This window comes from Cellulomonas sp. GTC20042 (assembly GCF_055389595.1).
On record NZ_AP043678.1, the window covers coordinates 628,991 to 646,136 of the forward strand.

Annotated in this window: 16 protein-coding genes; all 16 read left to right on the forward strand. The window is 72.5% G+C overall.

All coding sequences use genetic code 11. The features are described 5' to 3' along the window. Nucleotides 1-120 precede the first annotated feature (120 nt). The 16 genes from ACZ5HG_RS02935 (at nt 121) to ACZ5HG_RS03010 (ending at nt 17,109) form a co-directional block, all read left to right on the forward strand. Nucleotides 121-2,760 carry a sensor histidine kinase gene (locus tag ACZ5HG_RS02935; RefSeq protein WP_464180311.1) on the forward strand — a complete coding sequence of 880 codons (2,640 nt, stop codon included), beginning with the start codon at nt 121-123 and terminating at the stop codon, nt 2,758-2,760. Nucleotides 2,761-2,795: 35 nt separating this feature from the next. Further along, nucleotides 2,796-3,296: a roadblock/LC7 domain-containing protein gene (locus tag ACZ5HG_RS02940; RefSeq protein ID WP_464180312.1), complete on the forward strand. Its 501-nt coding sequence runs from the start codon at nt 2,796-2,798 to the stop codon at nt 3,294-3,296. Further along, nucleotides 3,293-3,709 carry a DUF742 domain-containing protein gene (locus ACZ5HG_RS02945; protein ID WP_464180313.1) on the forward strand — a complete coding sequence of 139 codons (417 nt, stop codon included), beginning with the start codon at nt 3,293-3,295 and terminating at the stop codon, nt 3,707-3,709. Before ACZ5HG_RS02940 ends, ACZ5HG_RS02945 begins: the two co-directional genes overlap by 4 nt. Next, on the forward strand, nt 3,690-4,304 hold the full coding sequence (locus tag ACZ5HG_RS02950) for a GTP-binding protein (protein WP_464180314.1): 615 nt from the start codon (nt 3,690-3,692) through the stop codon (nt 4,302-4,304). Before ACZ5HG_RS02945 ends, ACZ5HG_RS02950 begins: the two co-directional genes overlap by 20 nt. A gap of 83 nt (nt 4,305-4,387) precedes the next feature. After that, nucleotides 4,388-6,061 carry a GspE/PulE family protein gene (locus ACZ5HG_RS02955; protein WP_464180315.1) on the forward strand — a complete coding sequence of 558 codons (1,674 nt, stop codon included), beginning with the start codon at nt 4,388-4,390 and terminating at the stop codon, nt 6,059-6,061. Continuing rightward, a complete protein-coding gene (locus ACZ5HG_RS02960) occupies nt 6,058-7,452 on the forward strand; it encodes a type IV pilus twitching motility protein PilT (protein ID WP_464180316.1) in 1,395 nt (464 codons plus the stop codon). Before ACZ5HG_RS02955 ends, ACZ5HG_RS02960 begins: the two co-directional genes overlap by 4 nt. A gap of 1 nt (nt 7,453) precedes the next feature. Continuing rightward, complete coding sequence (locus tag ACZ5HG_RS02965; RefSeq protein WP_464180317.1) at nt 7,454-8,695, forward strand: type II secretion system F family protein; 1,242 nt, start codon at nt 7,454-7,456, stop codon at nt 8,693-8,695. 219 nt (nt 8,696-8,914) lie between these two features. After that, a complete protein-coding gene (locus tag ACZ5HG_RS02970) occupies nt 8,915-9,430 on the forward strand; it encodes a prepilin-type N-terminal cleavage/methylation domain-containing protein (protein WP_464180318.1) in 516 nt (171 codons plus the stop codon). 159 nt (nt 9,431-9,589) lie between these two features. Next, entirely contained in the window at nt 9,590-10,591 is a 1,002-nt protein-coding gene (gene pilM / locus ACZ5HG_RS02975; RefSeq protein WP_464180319.1) for a pilus assembly protein PilM, read from the forward strand. After that, complete coding sequence (locus tag ACZ5HG_RS02980; protein WP_464180320.1) at nt 10,588-11,292, forward strand: hypothetical protein; 705 nt, start codon at nt 10,588-10,590, stop codon at nt 11,290-11,292. The genes pilM and ACZ5HG_RS02980 overlap by 4 nt, the downstream gene beginning before the upstream one ends. Further along, nucleotides 11,289-11,867, forward strand: coding sequence for a type IV pilus inner membrane component PilO (locus tag ACZ5HG_RS02985; RefSeq protein ID WP_464180321.1), 579 nt, complete (start codon nt 11,289-11,291; stop codon nt 11,865-11,867). Before ACZ5HG_RS02980 ends, ACZ5HG_RS02985 begins: the two co-directional genes overlap by 4 nt. Next, nucleotides 11,864-12,970 (forward strand): type IV pilus modification PilV family protein, encoded by a 1,107-nt coding sequence (locus ACZ5HG_RS02990; protein ID WP_464180323.1) that lies wholly within the window; start codon nt 11,864-11,866, stop codon nt 12,968-12,970. Before ACZ5HG_RS02985 ends, ACZ5HG_RS02990 begins: the two co-directional genes overlap by 4 nt. Beyond that, complete coding sequence (locus ACZ5HG_RS02995; RefSeq protein ID WP_464180324.1) at nt 12,967-13,710, forward strand: PulJ/GspJ family protein; 744 nt, start codon at nt 12,967-12,969, stop codon at nt 13,708-13,710. Before ACZ5HG_RS02990 ends, ACZ5HG_RS02995 begins: the two co-directional genes overlap by 4 nt. Nucleotides 13,711-13,743: 33 nt before the next feature. Continuing rightward, on the forward strand, nt 13,744-15,936 hold the full coding sequence (locus ACZ5HG_RS03000; RefSeq protein WP_464180325.1) for a hypothetical protein: 2,193 nt from the start codon (nt 13,744-13,746) through the stop codon (nt 15,934-15,936). A 92-nt stretch (nt 15,937-16,028) separates the two neighbouring features. Then, complete coding sequence (locus ACZ5HG_RS03005; RefSeq protein ID WP_464180326.1) at nt 16,029-16,451, forward strand: hypothetical protein; 423 nt, start codon at nt 16,029-16,031, stop codon at nt 16,449-16,451. 4 nt (nt 16,452-16,455) lie between these two features. Beyond that, nucleotides 16,456-17,109, forward strand: coding sequence for a histidine phosphatase family protein (locus ACZ5HG_RS03010; protein ID WP_464180327.1), 654 nt, complete (start codon nt 16,456-16,458; stop codon nt 17,107-17,109). Nucleotides 17,110-17,146 lie beyond the last annotated feature (37 nt).

Genomic DNA, 17,146 nt, shown 5'->3' on the forward strand with positions numbered 1-17,146 from the left:
GCGTGCCTAACGTCGCTCCGTCCAGCCCTCGGCGGCCACCGCCGCACCATCGAGGGATCGTGGCCGTCGGCGACCCCACCCCTTTCACGCCGGCCCGGCCGATACGTGAGAGGTCTCCCGATGTCCCGAGGATCAGCCGTCGTCGGCCGCGTCGTCGCACGTGCCCTCGCCGTCGTGATGATCGTCGTCGCGGTCGGCATGTCCACCCAGGTCGGCAGCTGGGCGCGGTTCCAGGCGAGCGGGCTCGTGCAGGACGTCGCCCAGGACGCCCTCGCGCGGTCGGCCGTCGTCGCGACGGCGCTCGGGACCGAGCTCGCCGCGTCCGCCTCCGGCGGGGACCTGGCCGCGGCCCGCACCGCCACCGACGAGGCCGTGGTCGCGTTCGGCGCCGCTGCTTCCACGATCGAGACCGCTCACCCGTCCGACGCGGCCGAGGACCTCGCGCAGAGCAGCCGCTCGGTCGTCACCGCCATCAGCACCGCTCGCACCGAGTTCGACACCGGTGCCGACCAGCTCACCGTCTCGCGCCTGTACCTCGCCGTCGCGGGGGACGTCGCCGACTGGCCGCTCCTGCTGCTGCGCTCCGCGGACGTCGGTCCGGCGGCCTCGGCCGAGCTGCGGTCCCTCACGGACATGACGCACAGCCGGGTCGCCGCCGCGGTGACCGGGACCGGCGCCGTGCCCGCCGGTGTCCTCGACTCCGAGGCCCAGACCGTCGCCGACGCCGCGTCCGCGGACCGCTCGGCGCAGATGACGAACGCCGGCATCGTGCTCGGTGCGCTCCTCCTCGCCGGTGCGGCCGGGTGGGCGCGTCGTGCCCGGCGCGCTCGCGGCGAGGCTGTCACCGAGGAGCGCACGCCGACGGCGACGGTGCACGGCGACGTGGCGTCGGAGAACGCCCCCGTGCTCGCACCGGTCGGCCCGAAGCCCCCGGTCGCCGCCGCCGCCGGACCGGAACGCGGCACGGACGCCGCGACCGCGCGCGCCGCGGCCCGGCGCGACCTGACCCTGCTCAACCGTCAGCTGGTCACCCTCGACCGGCTCGAGCAGTCCGAGCAGGACCCCGCCGTCCTCGGCGAGCTGTTCGAGCTCGACAACCTCACCGTGCGGCTGCGCCGTGGTGCCGAGTCCCTGCTGGTGCTCGCCGGCGGGGAGCACGGACGTCGATCGCGTGAGGCCGCCGCCATGACGGACGTCCTGCGCGCCGCCGCCTCGCAGATCGAGCAGTACGACCGCGTGCAGATCGACCTCGAGCACGACCCCGCTCTGCACGGCGGCCACGTCGTCGCGGTGGCCCACCTGCTCGCCGAGCTGCTGGAGAACGCCACCGCCTTCTCGGAGCCGGGCACCGGCGTCGAGGTCTCCGGCGCGTGCGACGCCGAGGCGATGACCGTCCGGGTCGTGGACCGGGGGATCGGGCTGTCCGACGAGGACCTGGTGGCCGTCCGCACCCGCCTCGGCGCCGCGCACGAGGTCACCGACGGGCGCATCGGGCTGCACGTGGTCGCACGGCTGGCCGAGCGGCTGGGCGTGCAGGTCCGGATCGACCGCGGCGTCGGCGGCGTCGGCACGGTCGCGGAGGTCCGGCTCCCGCGCCAGCTCTTCGCCGAGCAGCAGACCGACGTGCCGGTGCTGCGCACCTCGCGTGACGAGCGGGATGAGTCCGAGTCCGTCCTGATCGCGGTGCCGACCGCCGCGCAGCTCGCCGCGGCCGCCCCCACGGGCCCCGGGTTCGAGCCGACGTTCGCCGCCGCCGCGTCCGGCGCCACCGCCACAGAGCCCGCGACCGAGCTGCCGCGCCGGCGGTCCGAGCTTCCCCCGATCGCGGCGGAGCAGCCCTCGTTCGAGGCGCTGGTCAACGGGACCGCCGAGGTGGACCTCGCGCCGGCCGGACGACGGGCGATGCGCGTCACCGGCTCCGTGGTGGTCCCCGACGACGAGCCGATGGCTCCGACCTGGACACCCGTCACCACGCAGCCCGCGACGGGCGCCAAGGCCCAGAGCGCGTACCCCGGTGCCGGCGTCGGTGCGACCTTCGTGCCGCAGGTCGCGTCCGGTGCCGCGGCGGCGAGCACACCGGTGAGCGCGGGGACGTTCGTGCCCGCTGCCGCTCCGGTCGGCGCGGGGACGTTCGCGCCTGCCGCCGCACCCGCGGCCGCGGGGACGTTCGCGTCGACGGCTGCTTCGGGGACGGAGGCCGCGTTCCTGCCCGCTGCCGCGCCGACGAGGGAGGCGTCGTCCACCCCCGCGGCGGTCCCCGTCGCTGCGGGCACCTTCGTGCCGGCCACCGCACCGGCGGCGGGTGAGGTGACCTTCCTGCCGGCCGGCGCTCCTGCGGGCGGGCCGACCGGTCACTCCGCCCCGCTGCCGAGCCGCGCGCCGGCGGCGTTCGCGCCGACCCCCGCTGCCCATGAGGCAGCGGCCAGCGGGACCGGAGCTGCGCCCGTCGGCCTCGACACCGTCTTCACCCCGGCGAGCCCGTTCGCCGACGGGGGGAGCGCGAGCGGAGACGCCGAGGCCGGCCGCCGTGCCGCCGCCCAGAAGGTCGCGATGGCGGAGCTCAGCGGGCTGACCGCCTACCGGCCCGCCCGGGCGGGTTCCGGCGCCGCGCTGCCCGCCCGCACCCCGGGCGAGGTCGAGCCCTCGACCGATCCCTCGGCCGCCCCGATCGACCGCGACGCCGAGGGCCTGCGCCGCCGGCTCGCCTCGTTCCGCTCCGGCACCGACCAGGGCCGCGCCGAGACGACGTCCGCCCGATGACCGCTGATCCGAGAACCGACCTCCCCGGAGCCCCCGTGACCACCTCTGCCGAGCCGGACTTCGGCTGGCTGCTCGACAACTTCGTCCGTGCCACGCCCGGCACGATGCTCGCCCTGGTCGTCTCGGCCGACGGGCTCCTGATGGCCGCCTCGACCGGCGTCGCGCGCACCACCGGGGACCAGCTCGCCGCCGTGGTCTCCGGCATCGCCAGCCTCGCCCGTGGGGCCGGCCGTGAGCTCGGTGCGCAGAACGTGCTCCAGTCGGTCATCGAGATGGACGACCGCGTGCTGCTGCTGATGGCGATCTCCAACGGGTCGCTGCTCGCGGTGGCGACGGACGGTTCCGCAGAGATCGGCCTGGTCGGGTACGAGATGGCGTTGCTGGCCCGTCGGGCCGAGGTCGCCCTCACCCCACAGCTCGTCGCCGCCCTCCGGGGCGCCCTGCCGACCTCGGACGCCCCGGGAGCTCCGGGCGTCGACGACGACCGTCCGCACTGGCACGCGACCGCTGCGCTCGCCGAGGAGGGAGCGGCATGATCGCGCGCAGCAGACGATCCGGCGCGGCCACCGAGCTGCTGGCCGTCCGTCCGTACATGGTCACCGAGGGGCGGGTGCGCGGTCCGCTCGACGTCCGGCTGGACACCCTCGTGCACCAGCGCGTCCCGGCCCCGGCCGCGATGCGGGCGATGAGCACCGAGGAGCGCGCCATCCTGCACCGCGTCGGCGGTGAGCACCTCACCGTGGCCGAGGTCTCCGCGCACGTGCACCTGCCGCTGGGCGTCACCCGGGTGCTCGTCGGCGACCTGGCGACCGCCGGGGCGCTCGACCTCGTCGACACCACCGCGGCGCACGCCGACGCGCTCGGCCACGCCGGCACCGCCGACGCGATCGGCCGGCACGCCGCGCTGGACCTGCTCGAGGAGGTGTCCCATGGTCTGTCCGCCCTCTGACGCCGCGGCACCCGGTGCCGTCTCCACCGTGGACCCGTCCGCTGCGCCCACGGTCGTGAAGATCGTGGTGGCGGGTGGTTTTGCGGTGGGCAAGACGACGTTCATCGGGTCGATCAGTGATATCGAGCCGTTGAACACCGAGGCGGCGATGACCGAGCACTCGGTGGGTGTGGACGACGCCGGTGGTGTGTCGGACCGCAAGACGTCCACGACGGTGGCGATGGACTTCGGTCGGATCGCCCTGCCGGGGTCGTTGTGGTTGTACCTGTTCGGCACTCCGGGGCAGGACCGGTTCTTGTTCATGTGGGACGACCTGGTGCGCGGTGCGATCGGTGCGGTGGTGCTGGTCGACACCGACCGGTTGGACCAGTGCTTCCCGGCGGTGGACTACTTCGAGTCCCGGGGCATCCCGTTCGTGGTGGGGGTGAACTGCTTCGACGGTGTGGCCAAGCACCGGTTGGAGGACGTCCGCGAGGCGTTGGCGATCCCCGCGCACGTGCCGGTGCTGTACACCGACGCGCGTTCGCGCACCGCGACCAAGCAGGCATTGCTCTCGCTGGTGCAGCTCGCCATGGAGCGACTCCGCACGGCGTGACCGGCTCCGGCCGATCCGGCGCGCCCGCGCCACTCCCTCGTCGTACCCCGAACCCCCCGTGACCCCCCAGGAAAGGCATGACCATGACGCAGCTCGGAGAGGTCCTCCTCGACCGAGGTCTGGTGGACGAGCCGACCCTGCTCGCCGCCCTGGACGAGCAGGCCGCCACCGGTGCGACGCTCGGCCGGGTGCTCGTGCAGCGTGGTGCGCTCGCCGAGTCGCAGCTGGTCGCGCTGCTGGCCGAGCAGGCCGGGATTCCGTTCGTCGACCTCGACGACGTCGCGGTGGACCGGACGGCGGTCGCCCTGCTGCCGGGCAGCGTCTGCCGGCAGCACCGCATCCTGCCGATCGGCTTCCAGGACGGTGCGCTGCTGCTCGCCATGGTCGACCCCGGCGACGTGCTCGCGCTGGACGACGCCCACACGCTGACCGGCCGCACCGTGCTCCCGGTGGTCGCCGCGGCGGCCTCGATGGACTCCGCGCTCAACCGCTGGGTCCGTGCGGACTCCGAGATCGCCGACCTCGGTCAGTCGCTGGTCGACTCCGTGGCCCCGGGCCAGGGCGGGATCGACCTCACGCAGGTCGGCGAGTCCATCTCCGGCGACACGCCCGTCGTCAAGTACGTCAACCTGCTCGTCACCCAGGCCATCGCGGACCACGCCTCCGACATCCACGTCGAGCCCACCGAGCACGACCTGCGCGTCCGCTACCGGATCGACGGAGTGCTCCAGGAGAAGCAGAGCGCGCCCAAGGGCATCCAGTCGTCGGTGGTCTCGCGGATCAAGGTGATGGCCGACATCGACATCGCGGAGAAGCGCAAGCCGCAGGACGGCCGCATGTCCGTCACCCACGAGGGCCAGAAGATCGACCTCCGCGTGGCGACGCTGCCGACGGTGTGGGGCGAGAAGATCGTCATGCGGATCCTGGACAACTCGAACGCCCAGCTCGACCTGCGTGACCTCTCGTTCTCCGAGCGCAGCCTGGACACCTACCGCGCGTCCTACACCAAGCCCTACGGGATGATCCTGGTCACCGGCCCGACCGGTTCGGGCAAGTCGACCACGCTCTACGCGACGGTCAACGCGGTCTCCCGTCCCGACATCAACGTGATCACCGTCGAGGACCCGGTCGAGTACCGGCTGCCCGGCATCAACCAGGTGCAGGTCAACCCCAAGGCCGGCCTGACGTTCGCCGCCGCGCTGCGCTCGATCCTGCGTTCCGACCCCGACGTGGTGCTGATCGGTGAGATCCGTGACCACGAGACCGCGCAGATCGCGGTCGAGGCCTCGCTGACCGGCCACCTCGTGCTGTCGACCCTGCACACCAACGACGCGCCGTCCTCCGTGACGCGCCTGATCGAGATGGGCATCGAGCCCTTCCTCGTCGGGTCCGCGCTCGACAGCGTGGTCGCGCAGCGACTGGCCCGCAAGCTCTGCGACCGGTGCAAGCAGCCCTACGAGGCGGGGGAGCGCGAGCTGTTCCTCGCCGGGATCGAGCACAGCGGCCCGCGGCCGGTGCTGCACCGACCGGTCGGCTGCTCCGCCTGCTCGCACACCGGGTACCGCGGGCGGATCGCCCTGCACGAGGTCATGTCGGTGACCGAGGAGATCGAGCGCCTGGCCGTGGCCGGTGCCTCCAGCCTGGAGATCCGGTCGACGGCGGTGCAGCAGGGCATGGTGACGCTGCGCGACGACGGCTGGCAGAAGATCTGCGAGGGACGCACCTCGCTCGAGGAGCTGCTGCGGGTGGTCGCATGACCACGTACCAGCCGGGCGCGTCGCCCTGGCCGAGCACGACACCGGACGCCGCACCGGTGGCCCCGCTCCCCGTGGAGCCGGTGCTCCCGGATGGCGCCACGACCGCGTACGTCCCGGGCGCCTACGGCTCCGTGCCGGCCTCCGAGGTCCTCGCCGCGACCCCGGCGCCTGTCGCCACGCCGCCGGTCGTGGCCGCACCGCCCGTCGGTCCGCCCGCCGTGCTGCCTGCCACGCCCACGCCGGCCGTCGTCGCGCCCCCTACGCGCACGGAGGTGCTGCCCCCGGCGGCGCCGCGGCTGGACGCCGTGCTGCACGCGGCGGTCGCCGCCGATGCCTCCGACATCCACCTGGTCGCCGGCATGGCCCCGCTCGCCCGGATCGACGGCAGCCTGCGCGTCTTCGAGGGCCATGGGCCGATCAGCGACGCCGAGCTGCGCGCCATGCTGCTGCCGGTCGTCTCCGACGTGCAGCGTGAGCGCTTCCTCGAGGAGCACGAGCTCGACTTCGCGTACCAGCTCGACAGCGGCGATGCGTTCCGCACCAACTTCTACCTCCAGACCGGCGCGATGGCCGCCGCGTTCCGGCTCATCCCCGAGCGCATCCGCCCGCTGTCCGAGCTCGGCGTCCCCGAGATCGTCGGCACCTTCGCCTCGCTGCCGCGCGGCCTGGTGCTGGTCACCGGCCCGACCGGCTCCGGCAAGTCGACCACCCTGGCCGCGGTGATCGACCAGGCCAACGCGACGCGCGACGACCACATCCTGACCGTCGAGGACCCGATCGAGTTCCGCCACCGCTCCCGGCGCTGCCTGGTCACCCAGCGCGAGGTCGGTTCCGACACCGAGTCCTTCGGCGTCGCGCTGCGCCAGGCGCTGCGTCAGGACCCCGACATCATCCTGGTCGGCGAGCTGCGTGACCTGGAGACCATCCAGGTCGCCCTCACCGCGGCGGAGACCGGGCACCTCGTGCTCGGCACGCTGCACACCCAGGACTCCGGGCAGACCGTGGACCGCATCATCGACGCGTTCCCCACCGGCGCGCAGTCGCAGGTGCGCACCCAGCTCGCCGCCACCCTGCAGGGCATCGTCAGCCAGACGCTCTGCCCCCGTGCGGACGGCGTCGGCCGTGCGGTCGCGACCGAGGTGCTGGTCACGACCCCGGCCGTGCGCTCGCTCATCCGCGACAACCGCACCCACCAGCTGTACTCGACGCTGCACGGCGGCCGGGAGCACGGCATGCGCACCCTCGACCAGAGCCTGGCCGAGCTGGTGCAGCGTGGCGAGATCACCTTCGAGACCGGTCTCGGCAAGTGCACCAGCCCCGAGGAGTTCAGTCGCATGTGCGGCCGGACCGCACACCAGCGGGGCGCCGTCGTCCCCAGTCAGGAGTGGTGACATGGCGACGACGACCTCTGCGCCCCGCACCTTCGAGTACCGCGTCATCAACCCCAACGGCGAGCAGATCGTGGGTCGGGTCGAGGCTCCGAACCGTGACGCCGTCGCCGAGCGGCTGCGCGACACCGGCCTGCTCGCCACCTCGATCGAAGAGGTCGCCTCCGCCGGCATGCGCCGGGAGATCTCTTTCGGGGCTCCCCGGATCAAGCAGCGTGACGTGCTGATCATGGTCCGCCAGCTCGCGACCATGGTGGGTGCCGGGCTGTCGATCCTGCGGGCGCTCACCGTCCTGGCGGACCAGACGGAGAACGACGCGCTCGCGAAGGTGGTCCGGGAGCTCGCGGTCGAGGTGGAGGGCGGCAGCTCGCTGTCTGCCGCGCTCGGCCAGCACGGCACGATCTTCCCGCCGCTGCTGCGCGCCCTGGTGAACGCCGGCGAGACCAGCGGGTTCCTGGACCAGGCGCTGGTCGCCGCCGCCGACGGCATGGAGTCCGACGAGAAGCTGCGGCGCACGATCAAGAGCGCGCTCACCTATCCGGTGATGGTGCTGGTGATCGCACTGGTGGCCGTCGTCGCGATGCTGCTGTTCATCGTGCCGGTGTTCCAGGGGATCTTCGAGAGCATGGGCGCCGAATTGCCCGCCGCTACGCAGATGCTGGTCGGCGCCTCGCAGGTGCTCAAGGTCGTCGGGCCGGTGATCGCGCTCGCCGGGGGATTTATCGCCTGGTGGTGGCAGCGCCACAAGAACGACGATTCGGTGCGTGCCGTCGTCGACCCGATCAGGCTGAAGATGCCGCTGTTCGGCGCCTTGATGACAAAAGCAGCGGTGGCGCGTTTCACTCGCAACTTCTCCACGATGGTGCGCGCCGGTGTGCCGATCGTCGCCGCGCTGGACGTGGTCGGCGCCACCAGCGGCAACCTGGTCGTCGAGGACGCAGCCGGCCGGCTCCGTGACCGGGTCTCCCAGGGCGTGACGCTGACCGACGCCATCGGCGAGGAGGAGATCTTCCCGACGATGGTGCAGCAGATGATCGCGGTCGGCGAGGACTCCGGCGGCCTGGACGCGATGCTCGAGAAGGTCGCGACCTTCTACGACGAGGAGGTCACCACGGCCACCGAGCAGCTCACGGCCGTCATGGAGCCGCTGCTGATCGTCGTGGTCGGGTCGATCGTGGGCTCGATGCTCATGGCGCTGTACATGCCGATCTTCAGCATCAGCGACGCGGTCGACGGTGCCGCCTGACATTTCGGGCAATCGCCGGCGGGCGTAGGTAGAAACACTGGTGCGGGCGCCGGTGGGTCGGCGCATGTGTCTACTGTGGAGGACGGCAGCACGCGGGTGACGAAACCCGCCGGTCGCACTGCTCGCAGGGTTCTCGACGCGTTTCGAGAATCATCGCGACCATACCCGCGGAAGCGGATCGCACCACCCCCTGTGAATCACCAGAGAATGGACCTTGACATGATCGCGCGTCTGCGCCGTTACCAGGAGGAGAACGACAAGGGCTTCACCCTCGTCGAGCTGCTCGTCGTCATCATCATCATCGGCATCCTGTCCGCCGTCGCGGTGCCGGTCTTCCTGAACCAGCAGAAGAAGGCCAAGGACACCGCTGCCGAGGCCGACGTCTCGACCATCGGCAAGGAGATCTCCGCGGCGCTCGTCGACGCGACTGCCGGCGACATCACGATCGCGCAGTCCGGTGGTCGCTACACCCTGACGATCGGCTCCGGTACCGCTCAGGACCTTGGCCGCTCCTCCAAGGACGTCGTGCTGGTCGACAAGGCCGGCAAGAAGACGGCGTCGACGAAGCTCGAGGTCGTGGCGGGCTCGCCGAGCGGTGTTGCCACGGTCACCTCGACGAACTGGTGCATCGCGGTGGCCCACCCGGAGGGTGCCAAGAAGGTGTACAGCTACAGCGCCGAGAACGGCATCACCCCGGGCGCGAACTGCTCCGGCACGGACACCTTCACCCCCTGATCGGGGAGGGCGCGCACCTCTGACGCGCCACGGATCCGGCATGGCTGCCGCCGCCCCTGCAGGGGTGGCGGCAGCGGTGCAGCCGCGCTCCCGGAGCAGCGCACGCCCCGCACCACCCCGACACCACACGCACCGCGCCCCCGCGCGAAGGAAGTAGTCATGGCACGCACACAGATCGGCATCGATCTCGGCAGCACCGAGATCCGCGCCGTCGAGGTCGAGAACGGGCGCAACGGTGCCCGGGTCCTCCGGGTCGGCACCGCGCCGATCGAGCCCGGGGTCGTCGAGGACGGCTTCGTGGTGCAGGCGGAGCCGGTCGTGCGTGCCCTGCGCGGGATGTGGCGCAGCCAGAAGTTCGCGAGCAAGGACGTCGTGCTGGGCGTCGGCAGCGAGCGCGTCTACGTGCGCGACCTGGTGCTGCCGTCGGCCCCGCTCGCCCAGCTGCGCGAGGCGCTGCCGTTCCGGGTGCAGGACATGCTGCCGGTGCCGGTGAGCGACTGCCTGCTCGACTTCCGCCCGCTGCGGGAGCACGGCGGCGAGGTGCACGGCCTGCTGGTCGCCGCGCCGCACGCTGCCGTGCAGACGACCGTGGACACGGTCGAGCGGGCGGGGCTGCGGGTGCAGAACGTCGACCTCGCCGCCTTCGGCCTGCTGCGTGGCCTCGCCCGCGGCGACCTGGCCGCGCGGGCGGTCGCGCTGGTCGACGTGGGTGCCTGCATCACACGGATCGTCGTCTCCGACGGCGCGGTCCCGCGCTCGGTCCGCCACCTGGGCCGCGGCGGCCGGGACCTCACGCAGGAGATCGCCCGCACGGTCGGGGTGACCCCGCGCGAGGCCGAGGGCCTGGTGCTCGCCGGCGGCGGTGGCAACCCCGTCGCGACGGCGGCGCAGGAGCGGCACCGCGACGCGCTGGTCGCGGCGATCGGCCAGACGCTGACCTTCCACACCCAGCAGGGCGGCCGCCCGGTCGAGGGCATCGTGCTCAGCGGCCGGGGCTCTCGGCTCGCCGGTCTCGGCCAGCACCTCGCGACGGTGTCGCGCCTCCCCGTCTCGTACGGCACGGTCAACGCCGGGTTCGACGTCAGCAGGCTCGAGGGCGGCGTCGCGCCCGAGACGCTGGTCCAGCTCCCGCTGGCCGCCGGTCTGGCGAGCGCGGCATGAGCGGCCTGACGCTGCGGCGGTCCGCCCCCGCCGCCACCGACGCCGGTGCGATGGCCGGCCTGTCCCGCTACGCCACCGTCGACCTGCTCCCGCCGTCCGTCCGTGAGCGCCGCGCGCTCCAGGCGCTCCGCGGGAAGCTCGGGGTCGGTGTCGTGCTGGTGGTCCTCGTGATCGCCCTCGGCTACGTCGCCTCGATCGTGAACGCGGCCCACGCCTCCTCGCTGGCCGACAGCGCCGAGGACGAGCGTGTCGAGCTGCAGGCCACCGTCGCGCGGTACTCCGAGGCGGCGCAGATCCGCTCGGCGATCGAGAGCGTGACGTCCGCCGTCGGGACGGTGATGTCGCCGGAGGTGCTGTGGGCGGACCAGGTGCGCGCGGTCGAGGCCGCGCTGCCGGCCGACACGCAGCTCACCGTGTTCTCCGTCTTGAGCGTGGACCCGACGGCGGAGGAGAGCACGCCCTTCGTCCAGGCCGGGATGGTCGGGGGTGCGACCTTCACGGTGAGCACGCCGACGCTCCCGGACATGGCCGCGATGCTCGACCAGCTCGCGATGGTGCCCGGCATCGAGCACGTCGGTTTCGACGCCTCCCAGCAGATCGGTGATGGCGGCGGCTACAGCACCTCGGGGCAGATCTACTTCGGTCCGGACGCCCTGTCCGGCCGCTACGGCAGCACGACCACGACGGAGGAGGCACCGTGACGATCGCGCCCAGCAGGCTGTGGACCATCGGGGCGGGCCTCGTCGCCGCCGTGCTCGTGCTGCTCGGGTGGATGCTGCTGATCTCCCCGCAGCTGGACGCCGCGACGTCCAGCAAGCAGGAGGCGCAGGAGACCACCGACTCCAACGACGTGCTCCGTGCCCGGCTCGCCTCGCTGGAGGCCGACTACGCCAACATGACGGGGTTGCAGGCCGAGCTCGACACGCTGCACCGGCAGTTCCCGGCCGGCCTCGAGCTGTCGGACTTCGTGCGTCGGCTGGCCGGGCTCGCGGGGGAGAGCGGCGCCGGCGTGCAGAGCGTCTCGCGCAGCGAGCCCGTCGCCCGGGAGGACGTCACCGCGGTCTGGGAGGTGCCGATCTCGCTGACCGTCACCGGGACGCACGACCAGATCCTCGCCTACGTCGACCGGCTCCAGGGCGTCGACGACCGGCTGTTCCTGGTCACCCAGCTCACGATGTCACCCGGCGACGACGAGATCATGACCGGTTCCGTCAGCGGGTCCACCTTCGTGCTGCCGGACACGACAACCGCGAGCACGACGGACGAGGGCGCGTGATCACCCGGGTGCGTGCGCGGCTGCGCACGTCGTCCGGGGACGACCGGGGCTTCACCATCGTCGAGGCCACGATCTCGATGGTGCTGCTGATGGTCCTGTCGACCACCGTGCTCGGCGCGGTGCTCGCGACCCTGCGGCTCGCCGACCAGGTGCGCTCGCGCACGGTCGCCACCGAGATCGCGACGGGGCAGATCGCCGACGCCCGCCGGATCCTCGACGGCGACACCGCCGCCGCCGCGGCGATGCTCGCGCGGGGCGAGCAGGCCGCCCCGACCTCCGTGGAGCAGAACGGCCGCACCTTCGAGGTGACCCGCACCGTCGTGCTCGACACGGACCTGGGCGGGGGGTCGGCGTGCGCGCAGGCGACCGCCAGCGCGGTCCCGCAGCTCTCCGCGCGGATCCGCGTCACGGTGAGCTGGGGCGATCAGGGCGTGTTCGCGCCGGTGCACATCATCGAGCGGGCGATGCTCCCGCAGAGCCTGACCGCCGAGTCCTCCGGGCGTGCCCTGGTGGCGGTCCTGGTGCAGGACCCGACGGTCGCGAGCGGTGCCGCCCCCGTGTCCGGCGTGGACGTCGCGCTCACCTCGTCGGCGTCGGCGACGTCGCTCACCGGGCGGACCAACGCCGAGGGCTGCGTGCTGATCCTCGTGACGGGTGCGCACGCGGGTGAGGCGTACACGGCGACCGGGACGAAGGCCGGCTACCTGAACGAGGCCTGGAACGGCACCGCGAAGACCTCGGTCGGCGGGCTCGTCTACGGCGGGACGATCAACCAGGTCGTGCTGCGCTACGCCCGGGCCGCCACGCTCCGGGTGCACATCACCGACGTGGACGGCACGCGTGCCGCCACCGACGCCGAGGCAGCGGGCGAGTACCTCACGCTCCTCGCGTCTGCCAGCGGGACGGCTGCCTCCGCCGGGTGGATCGACACGCTCACCGGCGCCGCGTACACGGTCCAGGTGTGGCCGAGCCGGTACAGCGCCTACCTGGGCACCGAGCTGCCGCCGAGCCTGGACCAGGTCACCGTGGACGGCGGCGCCGAGGTGGACATGTGGGTGCGTCCGGGCGTGGGCGTCGTGCCTGCGCCGGTGGCGACCCCGTGAGCGCCCCGCGGATGCCCGCGCTGCGTGCCCGGCGGGCGGACCTGCGCCGTGACGACGGCATGACGCTCACCGAGCTGGTGGTCGCGATGGCGATCGCGAGCCTGGTGATGATCGCGACGGCGGCCCTGTTCGGCGGGATCCTGCGAACCGACCTCGCGACCCGCGCCCGGGTGGACGACACCGCCGATGCCCGGTACGCCATGCGCGTGATCGAGCGGTCCGTGCCGTACGCGCAGGTGCCCGCGGTGTTCGCGGACACGGTGCCCGAGCCGGTGTTCACGAAGTACATGGGCCCCCCGACCTCCGCGTATCTCGGTCGCAGCGCTACCTCGCTGACCGTGGTCGTCGGTGACCACCTCGCGGAGGACACCGACGGGTCGGCCGGATCCGCCGGCCTGGTCGCGGTCGAGCTGACGATCGCCGACGGCGTGCTCACCGAGACACGCGCGGACGTGACCGACCTGGCGAACGGCGCCGCGCTGTTCGCGCAGCTGCCGCTCGCCGAGCACTGCGCTGCCGGCGATCTCGACTGCACCGCACGCGTGCTGGTGAGAGGGCTGCAGGACGGATCCGGCTTCGCGTACGTCGATGCCGACGGCGGGGATGCCGACGCCCGGACCACGTCGATCTCCGGCACCGTCGTCCGTGCTGTCGAGGTGACGCTCGTCGTCCGGACCGACCCGGAGCGCCAGGGCACCGCCAGCACCCACCGCCAGACCTTCTACCTGAAGAACGCCTGATCGGACAGTCGGCCGACAAGAGGAGAGACACCGATGACCTGGTTCCGACGGCGCGTCGCCCAGTCCCCGCACGGCCCCGACGGTGGCATCACCCTCGTCATGGTGGTCACCTCCTTCGCGCTGCTGTTCGCCCTCGTGCTGGTCACCTCGCTCTACGTGGTGAACCAGGTCGCCCCGACCGCGCGGTACGAGCGCGAGGAGCAGGCGCTCTCGGCGGCGGAGTCCGGGATCACCGACTACCTCACCCGGGTCAACGGCACCGAGCTCTACTGGCAGTCGGTCGACTGCACGAACGTCGCCATGCGGCGGTCGTTCGGTGACGTCGCCCCCGCGTGCGGGTGGGACGACAGCGTCGAACCGGGATGGGTCTCGGTGGAGACCGGTGCCGAGGTGGCGGCGGACGGCGAGGAGCCCGCGTTCCACTACGAGGTGATGGACGACGAGGTCCTGGACGACGCCGTGCGTGACGGGTCGCAGGCACGGGCGCTGACGCTCCAGGTGACCGGGCGCGCCCACGGCGAGACCCGCACGCTCGACGTGCAGGTGCGGCGGGACTCGACCGAGGAGTTCGCCGGCTACCAGGACTACTGGTACTCCGACCCGTTGCAGGCGCTCAACTCCCTGCGTGACTTCGGGGTGACCACCGCTGCGGGCTCGGGACGCCATTACTGCCCGCTCAACCAGACCGACGGCTTCGACTACTACTGGTCCGACGACCCGGACCTCGGTGCGTGCTCGAACGAGGGGTACAGCCCAGGCACCCTGGGCGAGAACTCGACGGGGACACGGAGCCTCTGGGGATCGGCCCCGATCCAGGGTGACTTCTTCATGAACGACCTGGGTTTCCGGTACCAGCGGTCCCTCGCGACGGGTCAGCGACCCCCGGCGACGCCGGAGAGCGCCTACGAGATCGACGGGACCTTCACCACGGCGAATCCCGACTGCACGCCGTCCACCCTGACGGAGCGCTGGTCGTCGAGCCGACGCTACCCGGTCACCGTGATGTGCGGGCGGGCGGAGTCCATCGTGAACCCGTGGTCCACCAGGACCACCGAGGCGTGGGCCACGTTCGGGAAGCGGCCCGAGGCCTCCAGCGTCCGCAGCCTGCCGACCGACACCAGCGCGCTGGAGGAGGCTCCCGGGTGCCGGTACTACGGCCCCACCCGGATCGTGCTGAACGAGGACGGCACCATGCGGGTGTGGTCCCGGCACTCCGCCTACCCGGAGCTCACCCTCGCGATCGAGCCCAGCTGGACGACCAGCACGTCGCTGGACTGCGGCTCTCGCGAGGATCTGAAGTCGGACGCAGGTGCCCAGGTCCAGGTGCCCGAGTACATGGTGGTGCAGGTGCTGGACATCCCGGACACGGTGGTCGCCGACCACATGATCACGAACGGCCCGTTGGACACCGGCGAGGTCGGCGGCGACGCGACGCGCGGCTGGGTGCCCAGCGGCTTCCTGCACATCGCCTCGACGACCGACAACGACCTGAACTCGTTCTGGGTCGACACCGAGACCTCGATCAACCCGCACCTGTTCCGCACCGAGGGCAATCTCTGGGTCGAAGGCGTCCTGAAGGGCACGGTGACGTTGTCCACCCCGGGCTCGGTGATCGTCACGGGTGACCTGGTCAGCGACGAGAAGGACGAGGAGTCCATGCTCGGGATCGTGGCCGGCGGGGTCGAGGTCGTGCAGAACGGGATCTATCGCGACACGAGGACCCTGTGGCAGACCTGGGCCGATCCGAGCAAGGAGCCGACGCCCGTCCTGGCGCACACCCTGATCAGCCACGCGCACCTCCGGTACGCGCCGACCTCCCCCAGCCAAGGTGCCCAGGGTGCCTGGCCGCACGACTACGACGGGAAGAACGACCAGGTGACGATCGAGGCGGCGATCCAGGCCGTGACGTACTCGTTCAGCGTCCAGCAGGCCGACACCTGCCTCGCGGAGGACTGGTTCAGTGGCTACTCGGCGCACACCTCCTTCCGCGCGCAGCCGACCACGGCGAAGTCGCTGGTCATCCGCGGCTCGGTGGCGCAGCGCTTCGTCGGCGACGTCGGCTACAAGAACCTCGCGAGAGGCATGACGTGCGGGCTGCTGGCTTCCGTGCAGTACGACGACCGACTGACCGAGAAGACTCCCCCGTACCTGCTGCGCTTCACCAACGTGCCGTGGAGCGCCGGTGGCACCAGCGAGTCGCCGACCCCGGATCGGCTGCGCGGATGAGCAGCCGGGCGGACGCGCGTTCGACCTCCCGTCGCACAACCGACGCACAGACTTCCCGGCACGGGGGCGCCCGGCATGGCAGGCTGACGGGTATGAGCCGACCTGTCCTCCGCCGTGCCGTCCTCCCGTTCGCCGTCGCCGCGCTGGTGGTGCCGCTCGCCGCGTGCAGCGGGGGTGACGACGTGCAGGCCTTCTGCGACCAGGGCGAGGAGACCTTCGCCGAGGTCGACGCCACCGGTGCGCTCGGTGACGACCCGGAGGCGTTCGCGCAGGCGGTCACCGACCTGCACGACGGTTTCGCCTCGATGGACCCGCCGGAGGAGATCTCCGCCGAGTGGGGTCAGTTCACCGACCTGTTCGGCGGGCTCGACGAGTCGCTGCAGGGCATCGACGTGACCGACCAGGAGGCGTTCCTCGGGGCGCTGACCGACTTCTCCGAGACCGCGGGCTCCGACGACCTGACCGAGGCCTCGGACACGATCAGCACCTTCATCACGGAGAACTGCGAGTCCTGATCCCGTGAGGCTGCACCTGATCCGCCACGGGCAGACGTTCTCGAACCTGTCCTCCGCGCTCGACACCGGCGCGCCCGGCGCCGCCCTGACCCCGGAGGGGGAGCGTCAGGCCCGGGCGGTCGGTGCGGTGTTCGCGGAGCGCCCGATCACCCGGGTCTACGCCTCCGCGCTGGACCGGGCACGGGCCACCGCGGCCGAGGTCGCCCGCCCGCACGGGCTGGACGTGCTGGTCCGTGAGGGGCTGCGCGAGGTGCGCGCGGGCGATCTGGAGATGCGCACGGACCCGGAGTCGGTCCAGCAGTACCTCGCGACGATGATCGCCTGGGCCGGGGGTGACCTCGGCGCGGTGATGCCGGGCGGCGAGACGGGGACGTCGACGCTGGACCGCTTCGACGCGGTGGTCGCGGAGATCCTGGCGCTCGGTACCCCCGAGGTCGCCGTGGTCAGCCACGGAGCGATGATCCGGCTCTGGGCCGTCGCCCGGGCCGAGAACCTGCACGGTGCGCACGCCCGGGACCGGTGGCTGGACAACACGGGGGTCGTCACCCTGGAGCACGACGGCTCGGCGTGGTTCGCGACGCACTGGCAGGACGAGGTCGTGCCGCACCCGTCGGCGGTGCCCGGCGACGGCCCGGGCGGCGCACCGCTGCCGGCCTGAGCCGAGCGGCGCGGGCTGCCGCGTCGCAGCCGCCGGG